This window comes from Streptomyces sp. NPDC093071 (genome assembly GCF_044754545.1).
In the GTDB taxonomy this organism is placed as follows: domain Bacteria; phylum Actinomycetota; class Actinomycetes; order Streptomycetales; family Streptomycetaceae; genus Streptomyces.
The window spans coordinates 1,010,767-1,032,717 of sequence record NZ_JBIVPH010000001.1 but is presented as its reverse complement, the minus strand read 5'-3'; the positions used below and the strand labels follow the sequence as shown (position 1 = coordinate 1,032,717).

General features: G+C 70.4%; 24 protein-coding genes and 1 pseudogene. 12 read left to right on the top strand and 13 right to left on the bottom strand.

The genetic code is table 11. The features are described 5' to 3' along the window. Nucleotides 1–28 precede the first annotated feature (28 nt). The 5 genes from ACIQD7_RS04345 (at nucleotide 29) to ACIQD7_RS04325 (ending at nucleotide 4,707) form a co-directional block, all read left to right on the top strand. Nucleotides 29–349: an ArsR/SmtB family transcription factor gene (locus ACIQD7_RS04345; RefSeq protein ID WP_376596619.1), complete on the top strand. Its 321-nt coding sequence runs from the start codon at nucleotides 29–31 to the stop codon at nucleotides 347–349. 275 nt (nucleotides 350–624) lie between these two features. Further along, nucleotides 625–1,683 (top strand): phosphate ABC transporter substrate-binding protein PstS, encoded by a 1,059-nt coding sequence (pstS, locus tag ACIQD7_RS04340; protein ID WP_402439243.1) that lies wholly within the window; start codon nucleotides 625–627, stop codon nucleotides 1,681–1,683. A gap of 102 nt (nucleotides 1,684–1,785) precedes the next feature. Further along, nucleotides 1,786–3,054 carry an APC family permease gene (locus tag ACIQD7_RS04335; protein ID WP_376596623.1) on the top strand — a complete coding sequence of 423 codons (1,269 nt, stop codon included), beginning with the start codon at nucleotides 1,786–1,788 and terminating at the stop codon, nucleotides 3,052–3,054. A gap of 133 nt (nucleotides 3,055–3,187) precedes the next feature. After that, nucleotides 3,188–4,081: an undecaprenyl-diphosphate phosphatase gene (locus tag ACIQD7_RS04330; protein WP_376605019.1), complete on the top strand. Its 894-nt coding sequence runs from the start codon at nucleotides 3,188–3,190 to the stop codon at nucleotides 4,079–4,081. A 116-nt stretch (nucleotides 4,082–4,197) separates the two neighbouring features. Next, complete coding sequence (locus tag ACIQD7_RS04325) at nucleotides 4,198–4,707, top strand: DoxX family protein (protein ID WP_376605020.1); 510 nt, start codon at nucleotides 4,198–4,200, stop codon at nucleotides 4,705–4,707. A gap of 10 nt (nucleotides 4,708–4,717) precedes the next feature. Here the strand turns inward: ACIQD7_RS04325 and ACIQD7_RS04320 are convergent, their stop codons facing one another. Next, entirely contained in the window at nucleotides 4,718–5,023 is a 306-nt protein-coding gene (locus ACIQD7_RS04320) for a PadR family transcriptional regulator (RefSeq protein ID WP_376605022.1), read from the bottom strand. 166 nt (nucleotides 5,024–5,189) lie between these two features. Here ACIQD7_RS04320 and ACIQD7_RS04315 point away from each other — a divergent pair, with 166 nt between their 5' ends. Beyond that, a complete protein-coding gene (locus ACIQD7_RS04315) occupies nucleotides 5,190–6,047 on the top strand; it encodes a phosphatase PAP2 family protein (RefSeq protein ID WP_376605024.1) in 858 nt (285 codons plus the stop codon). Here ACIQD7_RS04315 and ACIQD7_RS04310 read toward each other — a convergent pair. The 3 genes and pseudogenes from ACIQD7_RS04310 to ACIQD7_RS04300 all read right to left on the bottom strand — a co-directional run bounded on the left by ACIQD7_RS04310 (nucleotide 5,986) and on the right by ACIQD7_RS04300 (nucleotide 8,524). After that, nucleotides 5,986–7,043, bottom strand: a pseudogene (locus ACIQD7_RS04310) (ArsO family NAD(P)H-dependent flavin-containing monooxygenase). The gene ACIQD7_RS04315 and the pseudogene ACIQD7_RS04310 overlap by 62 nt on opposite strands. Before the next feature lie 72 nt (nucleotides 7,044–7,115). After that, nucleotides 7,116–8,219, bottom strand: coding sequence for an ACR3 family arsenite efflux transporter (gene arsB / locus ACIQD7_RS04305; protein WP_376602695.1), 1,104 nt, complete (start codon nucleotides 8,217–8,219; stop codon nucleotides 7,116–7,118). Next, entirely contained in the window at nucleotides 8,216–8,524 is a 309-nt protein-coding gene (locus ACIQD7_RS04300; protein ID WP_376602694.1) for an ArsR/SmtB family transcription factor, read from the bottom strand. Before ACIQD7_RS04300 ends, arsB begins: the two co-directional genes overlap by 4 nt. Before the next feature lie 91 nt (nucleotides 8,525–8,615). Between ACIQD7_RS04300 and ACIQD7_RS04295 the strand changes: the two genes are divergently transcribed. The 3 genes from ACIQD7_RS04295 to trxA are packed head-to-tail and all read left to right on the top strand — an operon-like array spanning nucleotide 8,616 to nucleotide 10,362. After that, on the top strand, nucleotides 8,616–9,029 hold the full coding sequence (locus tag ACIQD7_RS04295) for an arsenate reductase ArsC (RefSeq protein ID WP_071267274.1): 414 nt from the start codon (nucleotides 8,616–8,618) through the stop codon (nucleotides 9,027–9,029). Continuing rightward, complete coding sequence (gene trxB, locus ACIQD7_RS04290) at nucleotides 9,026–9,994, top strand: thioredoxin-disulfide reductase (RefSeq protein WP_376602693.1); 969 nt, start codon at nucleotides 9,026–9,028, stop codon at nucleotides 9,992–9,994. The genes ACIQD7_RS04295 and trxB overlap by 4 nt, the downstream gene beginning before the upstream one ends. Before the next feature lie 41 nt (nucleotides 9,995–10,035). Continuing rightward, nucleotides 10,036–10,362: a thioredoxin gene (trxA, locus tag ACIQD7_RS04285; RefSeq protein WP_376602692.1), complete on the top strand. Its 327-nt coding sequence runs from the start codon at nucleotides 10,036–10,038 to the stop codon at nucleotides 10,360–10,362. 96 nt (nucleotides 10,363–10,458) lie between these two features. Here trxA and ACIQD7_RS04280 read toward each other — a convergent pair whose 3' ends face one another. Continuing rightward, a complete protein-coding gene (locus ACIQD7_RS04280; RefSeq protein ID WP_376602691.1) occupies nucleotides 10,459–10,830 on the bottom strand; it encodes an ArsR/SmtB family transcription factor in 372 nt (123 codons plus the stop codon). A 171-nt stretch (nucleotides 10,831–11,001) separates the two neighbouring features. Here ACIQD7_RS04280 and ACIQD7_RS04275 point away from each other — a divergent pair, with 171 nt between their 5' ends. Next, on the top strand, nucleotides 11,002–11,673 hold the full coding sequence (locus ACIQD7_RS04275) for a low molecular weight phosphatase family protein (protein WP_402439238.1): 672 nt from the start codon (nucleotides 11,002–11,004) through the stop codon (nucleotides 11,671–11,673). Between the two features lie 22 nt (nucleotides 11,674–11,695). Here the strand turns inward: ACIQD7_RS04275 and ACIQD7_RS04270 are convergent, their stop codons facing one another. From ACIQD7_RS04270 to ACIQD7_RS04245, 6 genes are read right to left on the bottom strand one after another with little or no spacing between them, the layout of a single operon-like run. Then, nucleotides 11,696–11,986, bottom strand: coding sequence for a hypothetical protein (locus tag ACIQD7_RS04270; protein ID WP_376602689.1), 291 nt, complete (start codon nucleotides 11,984–11,986; stop codon nucleotides 11,696–11,698). A 35-nt stretch (nucleotides 11,987–12,021) separates the two neighbouring features. Beyond that, nucleotides 12,022–12,792 carry a winged-helix domain-containing protein gene (locus tag ACIQD7_RS04265; RefSeq protein WP_376602688.1) on the bottom strand — a complete coding sequence of 257 codons (771 nt, stop codon included), beginning with the start codon at nucleotides 12,790–12,792 and terminating at the stop codon, nucleotides 12,022–12,024. A gap of 54 nt (nucleotides 12,793–12,846) precedes the next feature. Further along, nucleotides 12,847–13,713 (bottom strand): phosphate ABC transporter ATP-binding protein PstB, encoded by an 867-nt coding sequence (pstB, locus tag ACIQD7_RS04260; RefSeq protein WP_376602687.1) that lies wholly within the window; start codon nucleotides 13,711–13,713, stop codon nucleotides 12,847–12,849. A 47-nt stretch (nucleotides 13,714–13,760) separates the two neighbouring features. Beyond that, the gene (pstA, locus tag ACIQD7_RS04255; RefSeq protein WP_402439234.1) at nucleotides 13,761–14,672 is read right to left on the bottom strand and encodes a phosphate ABC transporter permease PstA; all 912 of its coding nucleotides are present in this window, start codon (nucleotides 14,670–14,672) and stop codon (nucleotides 13,761–13,763) included. Next, nucleotides 14,669–15,616: a phosphate ABC transporter permease subunit PstC gene (gene pstC, locus ACIQD7_RS04250; RefSeq protein ID WP_402439232.1), complete on the bottom strand. Its 948-nt coding sequence runs from the start codon at nucleotides 15,614–15,616 to the stop codon at nucleotides 14,669–14,671. The genes pstA and pstC overlap by 4 nt, the downstream gene beginning before the upstream one ends. Then, the gene (locus tag ACIQD7_RS04245) at nucleotides 15,613–16,602 is read right to left on the bottom strand and encodes a PstS family phosphate ABC transporter substrate-binding protein (RefSeq protein ID WP_376600738.1); all 990 of its coding nucleotides are present in this window, start codon (nucleotides 16,600–16,602) and stop codon (nucleotides 15,613–15,615) included. The genes pstC and ACIQD7_RS04245 overlap by 4 nt, the downstream gene beginning before the upstream one ends. Before the next feature lie 327 nt (nucleotides 16,603–16,929). On the opposite strand from ACIQD7_RS04245, the gene ACIQD7_RS04240 reads away from it, so the two are divergent. Then, nucleotides 16,930–18,996 carry a PhoX family phosphatase gene (locus ACIQD7_RS04240; protein ID WP_376600739.1) on the top strand — a complete coding sequence of 689 codons (2,067 nt, stop codon included), beginning with the start codon at nucleotides 16,930–16,932 and terminating at the stop codon, nucleotides 18,994–18,996. 197 nt (nucleotides 18,997–19,193) lie between these two features. On the opposite strand, the gene ACIQD7_RS04235 is transcribed toward ACIQD7_RS04240, so the two are convergent. Together ACIQD7_RS04235 and ACIQD7_RS04230 are read right to left on the bottom strand one after the other, a co-directional pair. Further along, the gene (locus ACIQD7_RS04235) at nucleotides 19,194–20,723 is read right to left on the bottom strand and encodes a UDP-N-acetylglucosamine 1-carboxyvinyltransferase (RefSeq protein WP_121831254.1); all 1,530 of its coding nucleotides are present in this window, start codon (nucleotides 20,721–20,723) and stop codon (nucleotides 19,194–19,196) included. Nucleotides 20,724–20,774: 51 nt separating this feature from the next. Beyond that, entirely contained in the window at nucleotides 20,775–21,131 is a 357-nt protein-coding gene (locus ACIQD7_RS04230) for a VOC family protein (RefSeq protein WP_121831253.1), read from the bottom strand. Nucleotides 21,132–21,247: 116 nt separating this feature from the next. Here ACIQD7_RS04230 and ACIQD7_RS04225 point away from each other — a divergent pair, with 116 nt between their 5' ends. Beyond that, complete coding sequence (locus ACIQD7_RS04225; protein WP_402439229.1) at nucleotides 21,248–21,868, top strand: GNAT family N-acetyltransferase; 621 nt, start codon at nucleotides 21,248–21,250, stop codon at nucleotides 21,866–21,868. Nucleotides 21,869–21,951 lie beyond the last annotated feature (83 nt).

Here is a 21,951-nt window from a genome sequence, read left to right as displayed (position 1 = left end):
AGCGGCTGCCCGCTATCGTCGACGACCGATGAAGAGCCCTGACAGCAAGGCCGCGCCACTGAGCCCCGAGAACCTCGACTTCTGTGTGGGCCTGTTCAAGACGCTTGCCGACCCCACGCGCCTCCACCTGCTCAACGTGCTGGCCACCGAGCAACGCCCCATGACGGTGGGGGAGATCGCCGACCGAGTGCCGATCGGGCAGTCGACGGTCTCCCATCACCTCAAGGCCCTGGCCGGAATGCGCTTCGTGCGTTCCGAACGAGCGGGCACCTCCACCCTGTATGAGGTCGACGTCCGCGGTCGGGAGCGCTTCGACACGGCTGTACGCGCGATCCTGGGGCGACCGTGAACATCACGCCCGCGCCCCTGCCTAGGGGCAGTGCGGTGCGGCCAAGCCGCCCGAGCACCGCTTCGCCACCGTGATCACCACGGTGTCGCCCGGACGACGGCTGTTGTTCGCCCGTGATCCACTCCCTCCCCCCGAACATCGGTGAGCATCTATGCACCGGGCGTCGGCAGGGACCGCGCTCGTTCATCCGCGTGCGCCCCAGGGGGATCACCGTGCAGCTTCGACGTTCGCGACGAACCAGGCCATGGAAGGCAGCGAGCGCTGTGGCGGCAGGCGTGCTGACACTAGGTGCGTGCGGCGGCGGTCCGGACGACGACGCGAAGCCGGTCGCGAGCAGCCCCGCTCCCGACATCGAGTGCGTCGGCAGCGGCCAGGTACGGGGCTCGGGATCGACGGCGCAACAGAACGCGATGAAGCGGTGGATGAACCAGTACCAGCAAGCCTGTCCGGGGGTGCAGCTCGTCTACAACCCGCTCGGGTCCGGTGCCGGTGTCGCTCAGTTCCAGCGCGGGGCCACCACCTTCGGCGGCACGGACGAGGCGTTGACCGAAGAGGACCGCGTGCTGACCGAGGACGTCTGCCCGGGCGGACAGGCGCTCGACCTTCCGATGCTCGGCGGGCCCATCGCGGTCGGCTACAACCTGCCCGGTGTGACGAGGCTGGTCCTGGACGCACCTACGCTCGCCCGCATCTTCGACGCACGCATCACACGGTGGAACGATCCGGCGATCCAGCGCCTCAACCCGAAGGTGAAGCTGCCTGATCTCGCGATCGCTCCGGTTCACCGCGCCGACGACTCCGGCACCACCCAGAACCTGAACGCGTACCTGACTGGGGCCGCCAAGGAAGTCTGGCCGTATCCCGCGGACAAGAAGTGGCATGGCCGGGGCGGCCATTCCGCGCCCGGCTCGGACGCGGTCTCCACCATGGTGACGCAGACGGAAGGTGCGATCGGCTACTTCGAGCTCTCCTTCGCCGCCAACAGGAAGATCGGCACGGTACTCATCGACACGGGCGCCGCCCAGCCCGTGGGGCCGAGCACCAGGAGCGCCTCTGCGGGCATCGCGGAGGCGAAGGTGGCCGGCGAGGGCAAGGACCTGAAGCTGAAGCTCGACTACGAGACTTCCGCCGAGGGCGCGTACCCGATCGTCCTCGTCACGTACGAGATCGTCTGCGACACGGGCAACGAGCCGGAGAGTCTTCCGGCGCTCAAGTCGTTCCTCACGTACACGGCGAGCCAGGAGGGACAGGAGCAACTGCACTCGATCCACTACGCGCCGCTGCCCGCCAAGGTGGCCGCTCAGGTCCGCGAGGTCATCGCCACGCTCTCCTGACCTCCGCGCCGGGATGCGAGTCGGCCACCGGCCGACGGCTCATATATCGTGCCTCGATATCGGAGTACGTAATGTGCGGCTGTGCCGCCGAGGGAGTGGGCCATGAGCAAGCCATCCACCACGGGGATGCCGGACGAGTTGAACCGTCGGCTCGGTGTGTCCGACGCCGTGGTCATCGGTCTGGGGTCGATGATCGGCGCCGGGATCTTCGCCGCGCTCGCCCCGGCCGCGCGGGCGGCCGGCTCCGGGCTGCTGATCGGCCTGGCCCTGGCCGCGGTGGTCGCGTACTGCAACGCCACCTCCTCCGCCCGTCTCGCCGCCCGCTACCCCGCCTCCGGCGGCACGTATGTGTACGGCCGCGAGCGGCTCGGCGAGTTCTGGGGCTACCTGGCGGGCTGGGCGTTCGTGGTCGGCAAGACGGCATCCTGCGCGGCGATGGCGCTCACCGTCGGCTCGTACGTGTGGCCCGGCCAGGCCCACGCGGTCGCGGTCGCGGCTGTGGTGGCGCTGACCGCGGTGAACTACACCGGGGTGCAGAAGTCCGCGCTGCTGACCCGCGTCATCGTGGCCGTGGTCCTGGCGGTCCTCGCCGCCGTCGTGGTCGCCGCCCTCACCTCCGGCGCGACGGACGCGGCCCGGCTGGATGTCGGCTCGGACGCCACGGTGGGCGGGGTGCTCCAGGCGGCGGGGCTGCTGTTCTTCGCCTTCGCCGGGTACGCGCGCATCGCCACCCTCGGCGAGGAGGTCCGCGACCCTGCCCGCACGATCCCGCGGGCGATCCCGATCGCGCTGGGCATCGCCCTGTTCGTCTACGCCGTCGTCGCCGTCTCCGTTCTGATGGTGCTGGGTCCGGCCGGTCTGGCCGAAGCGGGGGCGCCGCTGTCGGACGCGGCCCGTGCCGCGGGTGCCGACTGGCTCGTGCCCGTCGTCCGCGTCGGTGCGGCCGTCGCCGCGCTCGGCTCGCTGCTCGCCCTGATCCTCGGGGTCTCGCGCACCACCCTGGCCATGGCCCGTGACCGGCACCTTCCGCACGCCCTGTCCGCCGTCCACCCGAGGTTCCGGGTGCCGCACCGTGCCGAGCTGGTCGTCGGTGCCGTCGTGGCCGTGGCCGCCGCGACCGGGGACCTGCGCGGGGCGATCGGCTTCTCCTCCTTCGGGGTCCTGGTCTACTACGCCGTCGCCAACGCCTCCGCCTGGACCCTCACCCCCGGCGAGGGCCGCCCGGCCCGGGTCGTTCCGGTCGTCGGGCTGGCGGGCTGCCTGGTGCTGGCCTTCGCGCTGCCCGCCTCCTCGGTGATCTCCGGTGCCGCGGTCCTTGCCGCCGGCGCCGCCTGGTACGGCGTCCGCCGCCGGTTCGCCGCGCGGAGCTGACCGCCCCCACGATCCGTCTGATCATCCGATCGGGCGGCGCCCCGGCGTTGAGCCGGGCGCCGCCCGATCGCGTTGCCACGCTCTGCCCTTGCGCCCGACCCAGCGGCTTCACTATGAGGACCTGCCACCTGCCATGACCTGGTTCGAATCGATCATCCTCGGCCTCGTCCAGGGACTCACCGAGTTCCTGCCGATATCCTCCTCCGCCCACCTGCGCCTGACCGCCGTGGCCGCGGGATGGCCCGACCCCGGCGCCGCGTTCACCGCGGTCGCCCAGATCGGCACCGAGACCGCCGTACTGATCTACTTCCGCAAGGACATCGTCCGCATCGCCACCGCCTGGGCGAAGTCGCTGGTCAACAAGGAGGCCCGCCGGGACTTCGACGCGAAGATGGGCTGGCTGGTGATCATCGGGTCGATTCCCATCGGCGTGCTCGGCCTGACCCTGAAGGACTACATCGCCGGCCCCTTCCGCGACCTGCGGCTGATCGCCTTCAGCCTGATCACCCTCGGCATCATCCTCGCCATCGCGGACCGCTTCGCCACCCGCGCCGCCCTCCGCGCCCAGGCCGGCGGACGCCATCGCGCCGCCCCACCCGTCAAGGACCTTGAGCACCTCACCGTCCGGGACGGGCTGATCTACGGTCTGTGCCAGGCCCTGGCGCTCATCCCGGGCATGTCCCGCTCCGGCTCCACCATCACCGGCGGCCTGTTCCTCGGCTACAACCGCGCCGCCGCCGCCCGCTACTCGTTCCTCCTGGCCATCCCCGCCGTCCTGGCCTCCGGCGCGTACGAGCTGACCGAGATCGGAGAGCACGGCAGCCACGTCGCCTGGGGACCCACCATCATGGCCACCGTCGTCGGCGGCCTCGTCGGCTACGCGGTCATCGCCTGGTTCATGAAGTTCATCTCCACCCGCAGCTTCCTGCCCTTCGTCCTCTACCGCGTCGCTCTGGGCACCGTCCTGCTGGTGCTGATCTGGCTCGGCTGGCTCGACCCGCTCGCCGGCAGCGCCATCGGCGGCTGACACCGCCACCCCGTACGACACGCCCGCCCCGCGGTGGCGGGAATCCACCGGTGCCCCTTTGGATCGCGGGACGATATCGACAACCGATACGTCTCCGAGGACCGAGGGGCACCCGCATGACACCGTCCAGCAGCACCTGGCAGGCGAGGCTCACGGTCACCGACGCGCCCGCCGCGACGATCCTCATCCGCCTCTACGTCGGGGCGGTCTTCCTCTCCGAGGGGATCTTGAAGTTCCTGCGCCCCGAGGCGCAGGGCGTCGGCCGGTTCGACAAGGCCGGCATCCCCGCCCCCGGCTTCCTCGCACCGCTCGACGGCTTCTTCGAGATCGTCTGTGGCCTGCTGATCCTGGCCGGGCTCGCCACCCGCCTCGCCGTCCTGCCGATGATCGTGAACATGCTCGGCGCAGTGGCGATCACCAAGCTGCCGATCCTGTGGGGCGACGCCCCGCTGTTCACCGGCAAGTCCGGCTGGTGGGACTTCGCCCACGAATCACGCACCGACCTCGCCCAGCTGTGCGGCAGCCTCTTCCTGCTCCTCGTCGGCGCGGGCGCCTACTCCCTCGACGCCCGCCTCACCCGCCGCACCGCCAGCCCGGCCATGGAAGCCGAGGCCACGAGCCGCTGACGCACCGGATCTACAGGGCCTCGTCGCCGAGGACCTCGCGAGCCAGCTCCTTGAGCGCCCGCCGGTCCTCCGCCAGAGCCTGCTTCCCGGCCTCGGTCGCCTTGTAGACGCGCCGGGTTCGCCCGTCGACGACCTGCTGCTCCGAGGTGAGCAGGCCGTCGGCCTCCAGCCGGTGCAGCGTCGGATACAGCGTGCCGGGGCTGACCTGGTAGCCGTGCGAGGCCAGCTCCTCGGTCATCCACGCGCCGTGGATCTCCTCCTCGGCCGCGTGATGAAGGATGTGCAGCCGCACCGCACCCCGCTGGAACTCCCGCACCCTTACGCACCTCCCCGCCCCCGAGGGCAGTGACGAAACCGATATCGGGTAACGAGTCTACGACGGCGGCCCGCCGTTCGCTCCGGCTCTGTACGCGCGCCCGCCGTGGTTGGCGAGCCAGCCTCGGGGCACAGGAGCAGGATCCCGATCCTTGGAGGCAACCGCGATGACGGACACCGACAGGCGGGGCAAGCGGCCAGGACCCGCAGGAGGAGCGGCAGCAGCCTGGCTGGCCGTGCCGGCCGGCAAAGCCGCTCTGCTGCTCACCGCCGCCGCGGCGCTGACCATCTCCCTGGTCGCCGTCGGCGTGCGGCCTGTTCTGCGCCTGGACCAGGCCGTGGCGGAGCGTCTGCACGCGGCGGCTCTCCAGCACCCTGGTCTCACCCGCGCCAGCCGGATCGTCACCGACTGGGTCGTCGACCCGTGGACCATGCGCCTGCTGCTCGCCGCAGCCGTGGCCTGGCTGTGGCACCGGCGCCGGCGGCTCCTCGCCTGGTGGGTCGCCTGCACCTCCGCCGTGGAATGGGCGCTGCGCTCCGTGCTCCGATGGGCGATCGGCCGCGACCGTCCCGAATGGGACCGCCCCGTCGACTCCGCCGAATTCGCCGCCATGCCCTCCGGTCACGCCATGACCACGGCCGCCACCTGCGTGCTGCTGCTGTGGCTCGCCCACATCACCCACATGCCCACCGGCCTGCTGCGCCTCGGCGCGGCCACGGCCGCTGTCGCCGTCACCGCCGCCTGCTTCACCCGGGTCTTCCTCGGCGTGCACTGGCTCACCGACACCCTCGCCGGAACCCTCCTCGGTGCCGCGCTGGCCACCAGCTCCGCAGCAACCTGGTGGGCCGCTCAGGCACGGTCCGCTCGACCGGGGCACAGCCCTGGCGGACCCCTGGATGACGGTCATCGTCGCGGAGGGGCGCAGAGCCGACCGGCTGCCGGGCGCGCGCCGGGCTCCTGGATCAGCGAACCGCGCTCGCTATGGCTTGGGCGGCCTCGCGGGCGGGGCGGCCGACGCCGATGAGCGTGGCTGAGGCGGGGCCGGTCCAGTCGCCGTAGCCAAGGAGGTGGAGGCGTGGTTCCCGGAGCGCCTGGGTGCCCGCCGTGGGAATGTGGCCGCGCGGGCCGCGCAGGCCGAGCGGCGCGAGGTGGGAGAGGGCGGGGCGGAAGCCGGTGCACCAGACGATCGCGTCCGCCTCCGCCGTCGTGCCGTCCGCCCACTCGACTCCGGACGCCGTGAGGCGGGTGAACATCGGCTCGGCCTTGAGCAGACCCGAGTCACGGGCTTCGCGGACGGGCGGGACGGCGACGATGTCGCCGAGGGAGGCGACGCCGCCGGTGTCGGTGCGGCCCTCGTCGAGGGCACGGCGGCGGGCGGTCGCCGCATCGAACAGCGCGCGGCCGTCGATGTCGTCGGCGAGGAAACGGGCGGGCCGCTGGGTGACCCAGGTCAGCTCGGTGTCGTACGCGAGGTCGGCGGCGATCTGCGCACCGGAGTTGCCGCCCCCGACGACGATCACCTTCTGGCCGGTGAGGTCGGCGGGCCTGCGGTACTCCACCGTGTGGAGCTGGGTGCCCCGGAACTGGGACCGGCCGGGGACGCGGCGGGCATGAAGGGGCGCCACCACGTGCCGGTGGCGCTGATGACGGTACGGGCACGCCATGTCCCGCTCTCTGCCTCGACCCTGAGGGTGTCACCGTCGCGGTGGACCGCTTCGACGCGGACCGGGCGGACGACGGGGAGTTCGTAGCGCTGCTCGTAGTCGGTCAGGTAGCCGACGACGTGGGCCGCGTCGGGATACGTCTGCCCGGGCTGCGGAGGCATGATCCGGCCGGGCAGCGAGGAACACGCGGCGGGCGAGAACAGGCGCAGGGAGTCCCAGGTGTGCTGCCAGGCACCGCCCGGTGTGGGCTGGGCGTCGAGGATGACGAAGTCCAGGCCGAGACGCCGCAGGTGGTAGCCGGCCGCGAGTCCGGCCTGACCCCCGCCGATGACGACCACATCGTGATGCCTGCTCATGCCGGGTGATCCCTTCTTGCGCGGCTGCCCCGCTGCGAGCAGCGGGGCAGCCGGATGATGCCCTACGGCGTCCTACTTCCCCGGAGGGGTGGTGATCGCCGATGCCGCGAACTTCTTTCGCCAGGCCAGCGAGACGTACACGAGCGCCACGAGGACCGGGACCTCGATCAGCGGGCCGACGACACCGGAGAGCGCCTGGCCGGAGGTGACGCCGAAGGTGGCGATGGCGACCGCGATGGCGAGCTCGAAGTTGTTGCCCGCAGCGGTGAAGGCCAGAGTCGCGGTGCGGTCGTAGTTCAGGCCGATGGCCTTGCCGAGCAGGAACGTGCCGAACCACATGACCGCGAAGTAGACGAGCAGCGGGAGCGCGATCCGGGCCACGTCCAGCGGCTGCGAGGTGATGGTCTTCCCCTGCAGGGCGAAGAGGATGACGATCGTGAAGAGCAGGCCGTACAGCGCCCACGGCCCGATCTTCGGCAGGAACTTCGCCTCGTACGACTCGCGGCCCATCTTCTTCTCGCCGATGCGGCGTGTGAGGAAGCCGGCGACGAGCGGGACGCCGAGGAAGATGACGACGTTGAGCGCGATCTTCCACATGGAGATGTCGAGCGTCTCGCCCTCGCCCAGGCCCAGCCAGCCCGGCAGCAGGTCGAGGTAGAACCAGCCCAGCAGGCCGAAGGCGATGACCTGGAAGACCGAGTTCAGGGCCACCAGGACGGCCGCCGCTTCGCGGTCGCCGCAGGCGAGGTCGTTCCAGATGATCACCATGGCGATGCAACGGGCCAGGCCCACGATGATCAGGCCAGTGCGGTACTCGGGCAGGTCCGGGAGGAAGATCCAGGCGAGCGCGAACATGATCGCCGGGCCGAGGATCCAGTTGATGACCAGCGAGGAGATCATCAGCTTGCGGTCGCCGGTGACGGCGTCGAGCTTGTCGTACCGGACCTTCGCCAGGACCGGGTACATCATGATCAGCAGGCCGACGGCGATCGGGAGCGAGATGCCGCCGATCTCGACCTTGGCGAGCGCGTCGTTCAGCCCGGGGATCAGCCGGCCCAGACCCAGTCCGAGGCCCATGGCCAGGAGGATCCAGACGGCGAGAAAACGGTCAAGCGTCGAAAGCTTCGCGACGACCGAGGTGTCCTCGGTCGGGGCGGGCGCTTGGGTGGGGGTCACGGACAGGCCCTCTTGTTCTCGGCAGCGGTACGGGCGGTCTCGGCCAGCTCGGCGAACTGGCCGGCGATGGAGGCGATGACGTCCGGGCGGAGCTTGTAGTACGTGAACCGGCCGCACGGCTCGGTCTCGACGACCCCGGCCTCGCGCAGCACTCTCAGGTGGTTGGAGAGGTTGGTCTGCTTGGCACCGGTCTCCTCCACCAGGTGGGTGGTGCACAGCATCTCGCGGGCGAGCAGGGTCACGATCCGCAGGCGCAGGGGGTCGCCCAGCACCCGGATCAGCTCAGTGTCGACTGACGTCATCATGTACTGATACTCTCACATCAGTGGTGGATGACACCACCGGGTGCTGATTTCAGTGGCGCCTGATTTCGTCGCGAGACAAGAGAGACCCGCCGTGTCCGAGAAGCCCTCCGTCCTGTTCGTCTGTGTCCACAACGCCGGCCGTTCCCAGATGGCTGCCGCGTGGCTGTCGCACCTGGCCGGGGACCGCGTCGAGGTCCGTTCCGCCGGTTCCGCCCCCGCCGACCAGGTCAACCCCGCCGCTGTCGAGGCGATGCGCGAGGTCGGCATCGACATCACCGCCGAGACCCCGAAGATCCTCACGATCGACGCGGTCAAGGCGTCCGACGTGTGCATCACCATGGGCTGCGGCGACACCTGCCCCGTCTTCCCGGGCAAGCGCTACCTGGACTGGACGCTGGAGGACCCGGCGGGCCAGGGCGTCGAGGCCGTCCGCCCGATCCGCGACGAGATCAAGAAGCTCGTCGAGGGCCTGATCGAGGAGATCGCCCCGGAGAAGACCGCGTGAGCGAGATCCGGAACGTCATCATCATCGGGTCGGGCCCCGCCGGATACACCGCCGCCCTCTACACCGCCCGCGCGCAGCTCAAGCCGCTGTTGTTCGGCAGCTCGATCTTCGTGGGCGGCTCGCTCACCACGACGACCGAGGTCGAGAACTTCCCCGGCTTCCCCGAGGGCGTCGATGGTCCCGTCCTCATGGAGAACATGCGGGCCCAGGCCGAGAAGTTCGGCGCCGAGATGATCGATGACGACATCGTCTCGGTGGACCTGACCGGCGAGATCAAGGAAGTCACCGACTCCGCCGGCACGGTCCACCGTGCCAAGGCCGTGATCATCTCCACCGGCTCCGGGTACCGCAAGCTCGGTCTTCCGAATGAGGACGAGCTGTCCGGGCGGGGCGTGTCCTGGTGTGCGACCTGTGACGGGTTCTTCTTCCGCGACCGCGACATCGTCGTGGTCGGCGGCGGGGACACTGCCATGGAGGAGGCCACCTTCCTCACCCGCTTCGCCCGCTCGGTCACCGTCGTGCACCGCCGTTCCACCCTGCGGGCCTCGCAGGTCATGCAGAACCGGGCGTTCGCCGACGACAAGATCTCCTTCGCCTTCGACAGTGAGATCGCCGAGATCAAGTCCGAGAACGGGATGCTCGCGGGCCTGACCCTGCGCGACACGTTCACCGGCAAGACCCGTGACCTCGACGTCACCGGCCTGTTCATCGCGATCGGCCACGACCCGCGCACCGAGCTGTTCACCGGCCAGATCGACCTGGACGACGAGGGCTACATCAGGGTGGAGTCGCCCTCCACCCGGACGAACCTTCCCGGCGTCTTCGCCGCCGGCGATGTCGTCGACCACACCTACCGCCAGGCCATCACGGCCGCCGGTTCCGGTGCCGCGGCAGGGCTCGACGCCGAGCGCTATCTCGCCGCCCTCGCCGACAAGACCCCGGCCATGGCCGCAGTCACGGCCTGACGCGGACCGAACCGCACCACACACCCCACGAGGAGGTACCCGTGGCCCTCAAGACCGTGACCGACGCTTCTTTCGAAGTTGACGTCCTCAAGAGCGACAAGCCCGTCCTGGTTGACTTCTGGGCCGAGTGGTGCGGCCCGTGCCGCCAGCTCGCGCCCTCCCTGGAGGCCATCGCCGCCGAGCACGGCGACAAGATCGAGATCGTCAAGCTCAACATCGACCAGAACCCGGACACCGCCATGAAGTACGACGTCATGTCGATCCCCACGATGAACGTCTACGTCGGCGGCGAGGTCACCCAGACCATCGTCGGCGCCAAGCCCAAGGCCGCCCTCGTACGAGAGCTGGAGGGCCTCCTCGCGGGCTGAGCCCTTGGGGCACGCTGCCAGGGAGCGCAAGCAGGCCCCGGTCCCGCCGTGATTGCGACATGGCGGAACCGGGGCCGTTTTCGTTGCGTAGGCGGGTCAGGCGGTCTCGGGGTCGAGGATGTCCCGGACCCGGCGCAGCCCGTCACGGTCGACCGAGTACCAGACCCAGGTGCCACGACGGTCCCGCTTCAGCAGACCGGCCTCGGTCATGATCTTCAGGTGGTGACTGACCGTGGGCTGCCGCAGCCCCAGGCACTCGGTCAGGTCGCAGACGCACGCCTCCGCGGTCGGGGAGCGTTCGATCAGCCGCAGTATCTGAAGCCGGGTCGGGTCGGCGATGGCCTTGAGCATGGCCGCCAGCCGCTCCGCCTCCTCGCGGTCGATCAGGAGGCAGGCCAGCTGCGGGCTGCACGCCTCCGCCTCCGGGGCGCGCACGGCCTGCGACGCGTCTATTGCAGTGATAGCCATCTATTCACCATACGAGCGGCGGCACGCGGATCGGGGCCCTGGAAGGTGGCCATGCCATGAGTTCACCGAGCGTTCACTTTTGATCCCGCCTGTCCAGAAAATAGACGTGCATCTATGATCCTGTTAGGTGGGCCGGCCGGGCCCGCGGGTCGGACCGAGGAGGTGTGTGTGGTGGACGAGTCGGCTCACCTCGGGCGGTCGACGCCGCCGCTTCGGAGCACGAGCGCGCTGCTGGACCGCATCACGCGGCGGCTGGCCGCGCGTCACCGCCGGTCGTTCTCGCGCGAGACCGTCGAGCGGTACGTGGCGGAGTGCGCCCATCTCCTCTCGGGCCGCGCGCGGGTGCGTACCCATCTGCCCGCGCTCGTCGAGCGTTTCGCGGACCAGCGACTCAGCGCCCTGACGCGCGGGGCCGGGCTCAGCCCCAAGCCGGTCCCCGAGGTGCTGTTCGTGTGCACGGAGAACGCCGGGCGCTCGCAGCTGGCCGCCGCGCTCATGCGTCACCGCGCCGCCGACGCGGTGACCGTGACCACGGCCGGCTCGGCGCCCGCCGACGACATCTCCCCGGTCGTACGGCGGCTGCTCGCCGAGCAGGACCTGGACGTGGGCGAGGAGTTCCCCAAGCCGCTGACCTCGGAGATCCTTCAGGCCGCCGACGTGGTGGTCACCCTGGGCTGCGGCGACGCCTGCCCCGTACAGCCCGGCCGCCGCTATCTCGACTGGGACCTTCCCGATCTCGGCGGACTCGACATCGAGAGCGCGCGAGCCATGCGGGACGCTCTGGCCCTGAGGGTCGAGGGACTGGTCCGCGAGCTGCTGCCCGAGCAGGCTCCCAGCACGTGACCCGCTCCGTCTTCACGGTGGGTCAGCGGCGGGGGCTCAGGCACCAGGAGACCAGCGTCCGGGCCTCGCCGAGCGTGCCCGCCGTGATCAGCTCCACCATGGTGGGCCAGTCGGTCGCTCCGTACTGCCACCGTGTCGCCCCGGCCGCACGGAAACGCACCTGGACCCTCGTCGAGTACCAGCGCTTGCGGTAGACGAGGGTCCCGAGGGTGGGGATGTGGTGGCGTCCGCTGATCGAGGCCCAGCGGGGCCTGTGTACGGCCCGCCCCGGAAGATCGATGTACGAGCTGTCCTCCTCCGGCGAGTCCTCCATGAGCGGTCCGCCTTCCCCCTGGTGGCTTGTCCGCGTCAGGCGCCCGAGGGCGCCGGGGTGCGGGCGGTGCTGCATTCGAGCCGGTAGCCCAGCCCGCGGATGGCGTCGATGGTGCAGCAGCTCCCTGCCTCGTCCCGCAGCTTCATCCGGACGCGGCGGATGTGGACGGTGAGGGTGTTGCTGTCGAGGGCGTCGGTGCCCCACAGCGCGCGGGTGAGCTCGGGGCGGCTGATGACCCGGTTCGGGTGCTGCATCAGGTAGCGCAGCAGCTGGAATTCACGGACCGGCAAGTTCAGGGGGCGTCCGCGTACATGGACGTGGAAGCCGACCGGGTCAAGCTCGATGTCGCCGACGAGGAGAGGGTCTGCGGAGCCGTCTCCGGCGGCCTTGCCGCCGGTGAGCAGCGGGAGGATCTCCTCGATGCGGTAGGGCCGGGCGACGATGGCCACGGCGCCGGCGGCGAGCGCGGCGGTGGCCTCCTCCACTCCGTCCGGTCCGGCCCCGACGATGACGGGGACCGGGTGGAGGCGGGCGATCAGCTCGGTGACCCGCGCGGCGCCGACCACGGGCAGTGGGGCTGCGAGCAGGACGGCGGCCGGGTGGCAGACGCCGGCCTGGAGCAGGGCCTCCGCACCGTCGTGGCAGACGGTCACGGAGACGCCGGCGCCCTCGAAGCGGGCCACCGCGCGGCCCGCGAGCGTGACGTCCGGCTCGGCCAGGAGCAGTCCCGGACCGTTGGTGTCGGCCGTGCCGCCCCCGCCGCGCTGGGCGGCGGGCCGCGGGGGCCATGATGCTGCGGGTGTCACGCGTGGTTCTCCTTCACGGTGGCGGCGCGCAAAGGGCGGCTCGGGGAGGGCGGCTCAGCCGAAGCGGCCGGAGATGTAGTCCTCGGTGCGCTGGTCGGCGGGGGTGGAGAAGATCCGGGCGGTCTCGTCGTACTCGACGAGGCGGCCGTGGCGGACGCCGTGGTCGTCGACCTCGGCGGTGAAGAAGGCCGTGCGGTGCGAGACGCGGGCGGCCTGCTGCATGTTGTGGGTGACGATCACGATCGTGTACTCCTGGGCGAGATGCTCCATGAGGTCCTCGATCTTGGCCGTGGCGATCGGGTCCAGGGCCGAGCAGGGCTCGTCCATGAGGATCACCTCGGGCTTGACCGCGATCGTGCGGGCGATGCACAGCCGCTGCTGCTGGCCGCCGGACAGCGCGAGCGCGGAGCCCTTCAGCTTGTCCTTGACCTCGTCCCACAGCGCGGCGCGGGTCAGGGTCTCCTCGACCAGGTCGTCCAGGTTCCCCTTCACGCCGGCGACCCGGGGGCCGTAGGCGATGTTGTCGTAGATGGACTTGGGGAACGGGTTGGGCTTCTGGAAGACCATGCCGATCCGGCGACGGACCTCGATCGGGTCGACGTCCTTCCCGTACAGGTCCTCGTCGTGGTAGCGGACCTTGCCGGCCACGCGGGCGCCGGGCACGAGGTCGTTCATGCGGTTGAAGCAGCGCAGGACGGTCGACTTGCCGCAGCCGGACGGGCCGATCATCGCGGTGATCTGCCGCTCGCCGATGGTCATGTTGACGTCCCGTACGGCCTCGTGGTCGCCGTAGAAGACGGACAGGCCGCCGACCTCGAAGACAGGGCTGGTCAGTTCGGGCGCCGCGCGGAAGGTGACGTCCGGGGACTTCGGGCCGGTCCGGGTGGTGCCGTCGGCGGTGGCGTCGGAGGGTGCGGTCATGGCGGTCTCCAGTGGTGATGGAGTGGTGGTCGGGGAGGTCATGGGGGTCACCAGCGGCGGGAGTAGCGGTTGCGGAGCCAGATGGCGGCGGCGTTCATCAGCAGGAGGATCGCGAGGAGCAGGATGATCGCGGCCGCGGCGAGGTGGTGGAACTCCTCGCGGGACTGGCTGATCCAGTTGTAGATCTGGACCGGCAGCACGGTGTAGGAGCTCTGCAGGCCCTCGGGGTTGAACATCACGAAGGTGACCGCGCCGAGCATGATGACCGGGGCGGCCTCGCCGATCGCGCGGGACAGGGCGAGAATCGAGCCGGTCGCGATGCCGGGCACGGCGGCGGGGAGCACCTGGCGGCGGACCGTCTGCCACTGGGTCGCACCGAGCGCCAGGGACGCCTGCCGGATGGACTGCGGTACGGCCCTGATCGCCTCGCGCGAGGCGATGACGACGACCGGGAGCACGAGCAGCGACAGGGTGAGCGCGGCGGTCAGGACCGTCGTGCCGAGGGCGAACTGGCGGGCCAGCAGGCCGAGTCCGAGGATGCCGTAGATGATCGAGGGCACCGCGGCCAGGTTCTGGATGTTCAGCTCGATCAGCCGGTTGTACCAGCGGTCGGGATCGGCGTACTCCTCCAGGTAGATCGCCGCCATGATGCCGGTGGGCAGGCAGAACAGCGCGGTGAAGGAGATCACCCAGAGCGTGCCGAAAATGGCGGACTGGGCGCCGGCCCGCTCGGGGCGGCGGATGGAGGGGAAGTTCTCCCACAGCCTCGGGTCCATGCGGGGCCACGCCTCGATGAGGACGTAGGCCAGCAGGGAGACGAGGAAGACGATGCCGACCGCGAGGCAGGCCAGGAGCAACCAGCGGAACAGCGTCTCGCCGGGCCGGAACCGGGGCCCGGCGAGCAGGCCGCGCTCGGGCTTCCTGGCGGGTGCGGGCGCCTGGGTGGGGGCGGTGGTCACTCGTACACCTCCCGGTACTTGCGCACCAGACGGATGCTGATCAGGTTCATGAGGAAGGTGGCGGTGAACAGCAGGGCGCCGACCGCGAAGATCGTGTCGTACGCGATCGAGCCCACCGGCACGTCGCCGGACGCGGCGCGGGCGATGAACGCGGTCATCGTCTCCATCTCGTGCAGCGGGTTGAACGTGAACTCGGGCCGTGAGCCGGCCGCGATGAGCACGATCATGGTCTCGCCGACCGCGCGGGAGATGCCGAGGACGCAGGCGGCGACGATGCCGGACAGTGCGGCGGGGACGACGACGCGGACGGAGACCGTGCGCTTGCCGGAGCCGAGGGCGAAGGCGCCGTCGCGCAGGGAGTGCGGCACCGCCGACAGGGCGTCCTCGGTGAGCGAGGCGATCGTCGGCACGATCATCACGCCCATGACAAGGCCGGCGGAGAGGCCGTTGCGGACCTCGGGGTGCCAGCCCCCGGGCAGGACGTCCTGGAGGATCGGGGTGATGAACGCCATGGCGAAGAAGCCGTAGACGACGGTGGGGATGCCGGCGAGGACCTCCAGGCTGGGCTTGAGGACCTTGCGGACGCGGGGGTTGGCGTACTCACTGAGGTAGATCGCGGCGCCGAGGCCGACGGGGATCGCCACCAGCAGCGCGATGCCGGTGATGACGAGGGTGGCCGCGACCAGCGGCAGCACGCCGAACTTCTTGTCGGCGAAGAGCGGGGTCCATTCGGTGCCGGTGAAGAACTCCACCGGACTGACCTGCTGGAAGAAGCCCACCGCGGGCGGGATCAGTGAGATGACGATCCCGACGGTGGTGGCGACCGAGACCAGCGCGGACGCCAGCAGCAGGGCTTTGACCACGGCCTCGCCGTAGCGCGGGCGGGCCCGCCGCAGGGACCGCGTACCGGTCCCTGCGGCGGACGGGCTGGTGGAGCTCGTCACTTGGCGGCTGCCTTGAGCTTGTCGAGGGCGGCCTGGAGGTCCTTCTCCTGCTGGGCGTTGAGCGGGATGAACTGGGCGTCCTCGGCGATCTTCTTGTGGTTCTTGACGTAGAACTCGACGAAGTCGAGGACCTGCGGCTTCTTCAGGCCGGCGTCGGACGGGTAGATGAACAGCTGTCGGCCGAGCGGGCTGTACGTGCCGTCCTGGACGGCGGTGGCGCTCGGGTCCACGCAGCCCTTGCCGCCGTCGACGGCGACGGCCTTCAGCTTGTCCTTGTTCTCCTCGAAGTAGGAGAAGCCGAAGTAGCCCAGGCCGCCCTTGGTGCCGGAGACGCCGGTGACGATGACGTTGTCGTCCTCGCTGCCGCTGTAGTCGGTGCGGGAGGCGCCCTCCTCGCCGTTGATCTCGTCGGTGAAGTAGTCGAAGGTGCCGGAGTCGGTGCCCGGACCGAACAGCTTCAGCGGCTCGTTCGGGAACTTCGGGTCGACCTGGTTCCAGTTGTTCACCTTGGAGCCGGGCTCCCAGATCTTCTTCAGCTGCGCGACCGTCAGGCACTTCGCCCAGGTGTTGTCCTTGCTGACGACCACGCTCAGCGCATCGTTGGCGACGGCGAACTGCTCGTACTTGATGTTGTTCTGCTCACAGGTCTTGATCTCCTCGTCCTTGATCGGACGGGAGGCGTCGGAGATGTCCGTCTCGCCGACGCAGAACTTCTTGAAACCGCCGCCGGTGCCGGAAGTGGCCACCGTGACCTGGACCTTGGACTGCTCCTCGGCGTACAGCTCCGACGCCGCGCTGGACAGCGGGGCGACCGTGCTGGAACCGTCGATCAGCACCTTGCCGGACAGCTCCTTGCCGTTGCCGCCCTCGCCCCCGTCGCCCTTCGAACCCGCGTCGCCGCCACCGCACGCACTCGCGGCCAGCATCACAGCAGCCGTCAGCGCCAGGGGAGCCTTGACCCGGCGCAGCGAAGTGGAAATGTTCACGACTCTCGACCCTCGTGTCTGCCGGATACCCCGGCCTTCTGGATCCGGTGCGCGGCGCGCCCCGTTTCGGACAACTAGATCGAAGGCTGTCTATGTGAACACCCGGTGTACGAGAGGCCCCTCCCGAATGAACGATAGCCGTTCATCTATATAGATGAATCATGATGTTAGAGAGGGTTGCCCATGGTGCCCTCCTTTCACTGTTCGGCCGGAGTTCACCCTTCAGTCCATGTGGTGCGGGCATCCGCCGCCTAGCGTCCTCCATCGATGACCGCCTATGTCCTCGGCGGCAGGACCGTCCCGTCTCCCCTTGCGTGTGGAGGAACCGTGCCCGACCAGCCCGTACCCGGCGACCGCGACAGCCGGCGCACCGAGCTGCCGCTGCTGCCCAGCCACAACACCTCACGGTCGGCGCTGACCTGCCAGTACCGGTGCGGCAACGCCTGCTCCCACGAGGCCCCCAACCGCTCGCTGAACACCTACTTCGGCGACGTCGTCCGCCAGACCATGTCCCGCCGCAGCATCCTCAAGGGCGCGACCGTCCTGGCCATGGCCACCGGCGCCGCAGGACTCACCGCCGCCCCGGCCGCCGCCGACCCCGCCCGGCACGGAGGACACGGCCGCCCGCCGCGCGGCCTCGACTTCCAGGCGGTCGCCCCGAACACCGCCGACGCCGTCACCGTCCCCGAGGGCTACGCCCAGCAGGTCGTCATCCGCTGGGGCGACCCGGTCCTCCCCGGCGCGCCGCGGTTCGACGCCCGCAACCAGTCCGCCCGCGCCCAGGCCATGCAGTTCGGCTACAACTGCGACTACATGGCCCTCCTGGACGCGCCCCGGGGCCGCGGCCACCAGCTGCTCGTGGTCAACCACGAGTACACCGACGAAGAGATCATGTTCTTCGGCTACGACCCGGCCAACCCGACCCGCGAGCAGGTCGAGACCGCCTGGGCCGCCCACGGCCTGACCGTCCTCGTCGTCCGCGCCGACCAGCGCTCCGGACGGCTGTGGCCGGTGACCGACACCCTCAACCGCCGGATCACCGCCACCACCCCCTTCCGCCTCACCGGCCCTGCCGCCGGCAGCGAACTGCTCAGGACCGTCGCCGACCCGACCGGCACGTTCGTGCTCGGCACCCTCAACAACTGCGGCGGCGGCATCACCCCCTGGGGCACCGTCCTGTCCGGCGAGGAGAACTTCAACCAGTACTTCGCCAACGCCGCCGCCGTCACCGAACCGGTCGCGCAGCAGCGCCTCGCCCGCTACGGCCTGCCGAAGGGCGCGAGCCCTCGCGGCTGGGAGCGGTTCGACGACCGCTTCGACCTCGCCAAGGAGCCCAACGAGGCCAACCGCCACGGCTGGATCGTCGAGATCGACCCGTACGACCCGCACTCCGTCCCCCGCAAGCGCACCGCGCTCGGCCGCTTCAAGCACGAGGCCGCCGAACCCCGCCTGACCCACGACGGCCGCGTGGCCCTCTACATGGGCGACGACGAGCGCTTCGACTACCTCTACAAGTACGTCTCCAAGCACGCCTACCGGAAGGGCAACAGTCCCGCCGCCCGCGCCCACAACATGCGCCTGCTCGACGAGGGCACCCTGTACGTCGCCCGGTTCACCGGCGACAGCCCCGCCGCCGAGATCGACGGCACCGGAACGCTCCCCGAGGACGACTCCTTCGACGGCAGCGGCAAGTGGATCCCGCTCGCCAGCGGCACCACGTCGCACGTGCCCGGCATGACCGCCGAGGAAGTGTACGTCTTCACCCGCCTGGCCGCCGACAAGGTCGGCGCCACCAAGATGGACCGCCCCGAGGACGTCGAGCCGCACCCGACGACCGGCCGCGTCTACGTCGCCCTCACCAACAACAAGGACCGCGGCGCCACCGGCAAGGCCGGCCCCGACGAGGCCAACCCCCGCACGGGCAACAAGCACGGCCACATCCTTGAACTGGAGGAGCGCCGCTCCGACGCCGCCTCGCTCGCCTTCGGCTGGCGCCTGGTCCTGGTCTGCGGCGACCCCGCCGACCCCTCCACCTACTTCGCCGGCTACGACAAGAGCCGGGTCAGCCCGATCTCCTGCCCCGACAACATCGCCTTCGACGAGCACGGCAACCTCTGGCTCGCCACCGACGGCAACGCCCTCGGCTCCAACGACGGCCTCTTCGCCGTCCCGCTCAAGGGCTCCGAGCGCGGCCACGTCAAGCAGTTCCTCACCGTCCCGGTCGGCGCCGAGACCTGCGGCCCGATCATCACCGAGGACCGCATCCTGATCGCCGCCCAGCACCCCGGCGAACTCGACGGCGCCACCACCGAGAACCCGGCCTCGCACTGGCCCGACGGTCCGGGCAGCATCCCGCGACCGTCCGTGGTCGCGGTCTGGAGAGATCGACGTTGACGCGGACCGCTATGGAGTCCAGACCGGCCCGTGTCGGGTATGGGCGGGCGCATCGCGATCGTGCTGAATCCGCAGTCCTGTAGGACGCCGAGGTGGGGCGCAAAGTCCCAGAGAAGTCCCATAGGCGCCGCCGCACCCCCTCTGCCCTGCATTTTCGCAGGTCAGAGGGGGTTCAGCCGAGTTGACCTGACGGTGCTTCAGATGTCCCGGAAGATCTCGATCTGCGCCCCGATCGAGTTCAACCGCTCCGCCAGGTCCTCGTACCCCCTATTGATGACGTACACGTTCCGGAGGACCGACGTGCCCTCGGCGGCCATCATCGCGAGGAGGACGACCACGGCGGGGCGGAGGGCCGGGGGGCACATCATTTCGGCGGCGCGCCAGCGGGTCGGGCCCTCGACGAGGACGCGGTGGGGGTCGAGGAGCTGGAGGCGGCCGCCGAGGCGGTTGAGGTCGGTGAGGTAGATGGCCCGGTTGTCGTAGACCCAGTCGTGGATCAGGGTCTTGCCCTGCGCCGTGGCCGCGATGGCCGCGAAGAAGGGGACGTTGTCGATGTTCAGGCCGGGGAACGGCATCGGGTGGATCTTGTCGATCGGCGCCTCCAGCTTGGAGGGGCGGACCGTCAGGTCGACCAGGCGGGTGCGGCCGTTGTCGGCGGTGTACTCGGGCGAGCGGTCGTGGTCGAGGCCCATCTCCTCCAGGACCGCGAGCTCGATCTCCATGAACTCGATCGGCACCCGGCGGATCGTCAGCTCCGACTCGGTGACGACGGCGGCGGCCACCAGGCTCATCGCCTCGACCGGGTCCTCGGAGGGGGAGTAGTCGACGTCCACGTCGATCTGCGGCACGCCGTGCACGGTCAGGGTGGTGGTGCCGATGCCGTCGACCCGGACGCCCAGCGCCTCCAGGAAGAAGCAGAGGTCCTGGACCATGTAGTTGGAGGAGGCGTTGCGGATGACGGTCGTGCCGTCGTGCCGGGCGGCGGCCAGCAGCGCGTTCTCGGTGACCGTGTCGCCGCGCTCGGTCAGGACGATCGGGCGGCCGGGGGTGACCGAGCGCTCGACCTGCGCGTGGTAGATCCCCTCGGTGGCCGTGACGTCGAGGCCGAAGCGGCGCAGGGCGATCATGTGCGGCTCGATCGTGCGCGTGCCGAGGTCGCAGCCGCCGGCGTACGGCAGCCGGAAGCGGTCCATGCGGTGCAGCAGCGGGCCGAGGAACATGATGATCGAGCGGGTGCGGATCGCGGCCTCGGCGTCGATGGACTCCATGTCCAGCTCGGCCGGCGGGACGATCTCCAGGTCCACGCCCTCGTTGATCCAGCGGGTGCGCACCCCGATGGAGTTGAGGACCTCCAGGAGCCGGAAGACCTCCTCGATGCGGGCGACCCGGCGCAGGACCGTGCGGCCCTTGTTGAGGAGCGAGGCGCACAGCAGCGCGACACAGGCGTTCTTGCTGGTCTTGACGTCGATGGCGCCGGAGAGCCGGCGGCGGCCGACGACCCGGAGGTGCATGGGGCCCGCGTACCCCAGCGACACGATCTCGCTGTCGAGGGCCTCGCCGATCCGGGCGATCATCTCAAGGCTGATGTTCTGGTTGCCGCGCTCGATCCGGTTGACGGCGCTCTGGCTCGTGGCCAGTGCTTCGGCGAGTTGCGTCTGGGTCCAGCCGCGGTGCTGCCGGGCGTCACGGATGAGCCTGCCGATGCGTACGAGGTAGTCGTCTGCCATGGCGTCACGTTATCTCAGATATGAGATGAAGATCGGACCCGGGGTGGGCCGTCAGGGTGAAAGACCGTGCGCGGTCGGGTGACGCGGTTCGTACAGGGGGAGTTCGGTGCCGCTCGGCAGCCGGACGGCCGCGAGCAGCCCCCAGCCCCGGTCGCTGATGGCCCGTGAGATCTCCGCCCCCCGGTCCTCCAGGGCCGTCAGGGTGCGGGTGAGGTCGTCGCACATCAGGTACACCTCGTGCCCCGGCTCGCCCTCCGTGGGGTGCATCGCGATCTCGGCGGGCGGCAGCTTGAAGACGAGCCAGCCGCCCCCCGCGTCCACGTGCTCGAACCCGAAGACGTCCTGGAGGAAGGCGCGGTCCGCCTCCGCGTCCCGGCTGTAGAAGGTCACGTGCACGCCGCTGAACATGATCCGATCCTCGGCCCCCCGCGCCGGGGCGGCCAGTCGTGTGCGTCCGTACGGGCGGCGGGCCTCGTCCGTACGGGGCGCGGGCGGTCCGCCGCCCCGCGCGGCAGGATGCCCGTATGGAACGAGCCCTGCGCGTGCCCGACCTCGCCGCCCCCGGCGGCCTCGCCCTCCGGCCGTGGCGCCTGTCCGACCTCGACCTCGTCCGGGAGGCCGCGGACGACCCGTACATCCCGCTCGTCACGACCGTGCCCTCCCCGTACTCCGAGGCCGAGGGGCGAGCCTTCGTGGAGTGCCAGTGGGAGCGGGCGGCGAGCGGCACCGGCTACCCCTTCGTCCTCGTGGACCCCGGCGGGCGGCCCGTCGGCACCGTCGGCCTCTGGCCGGACGGGGAGGAGGCCGCCCTGGGGTACTGGGTCGTCGCCTCCGCCCGGGGCCGGGGTGCCGCCGCCACCGGGCTCGCCGCCGTCGCCGACTGGGCCCTGTCCGAGCTGGGCCTCCCGCGCCTGGTGCTCCACGTCGAGCCCTGGAACACGGCCTCGGTGCGGGTCGCCGAGCGCGTGGGTTTCCGGCGGGAGGGGATGCTGGAGGGGTGGCTGCGGATCGGTGACGAGCGCCGGGACGTGCTCGTGTTCGCGCGGTCCGGGCCCGCCGGGAAGACGGCACGACGGACTTCCCCGGCGCGCCGTCCCGACACTTCGCGGGCGCCCGGGCATGACCGGGCGACGGGGATGCACTAGAGTTATCTCGACATCGAGATAACTGCTTACGGCGCACCGTGGCCGCCCGGCCGGTAAGGGTTACCTAACTTAGCCTTACCTTA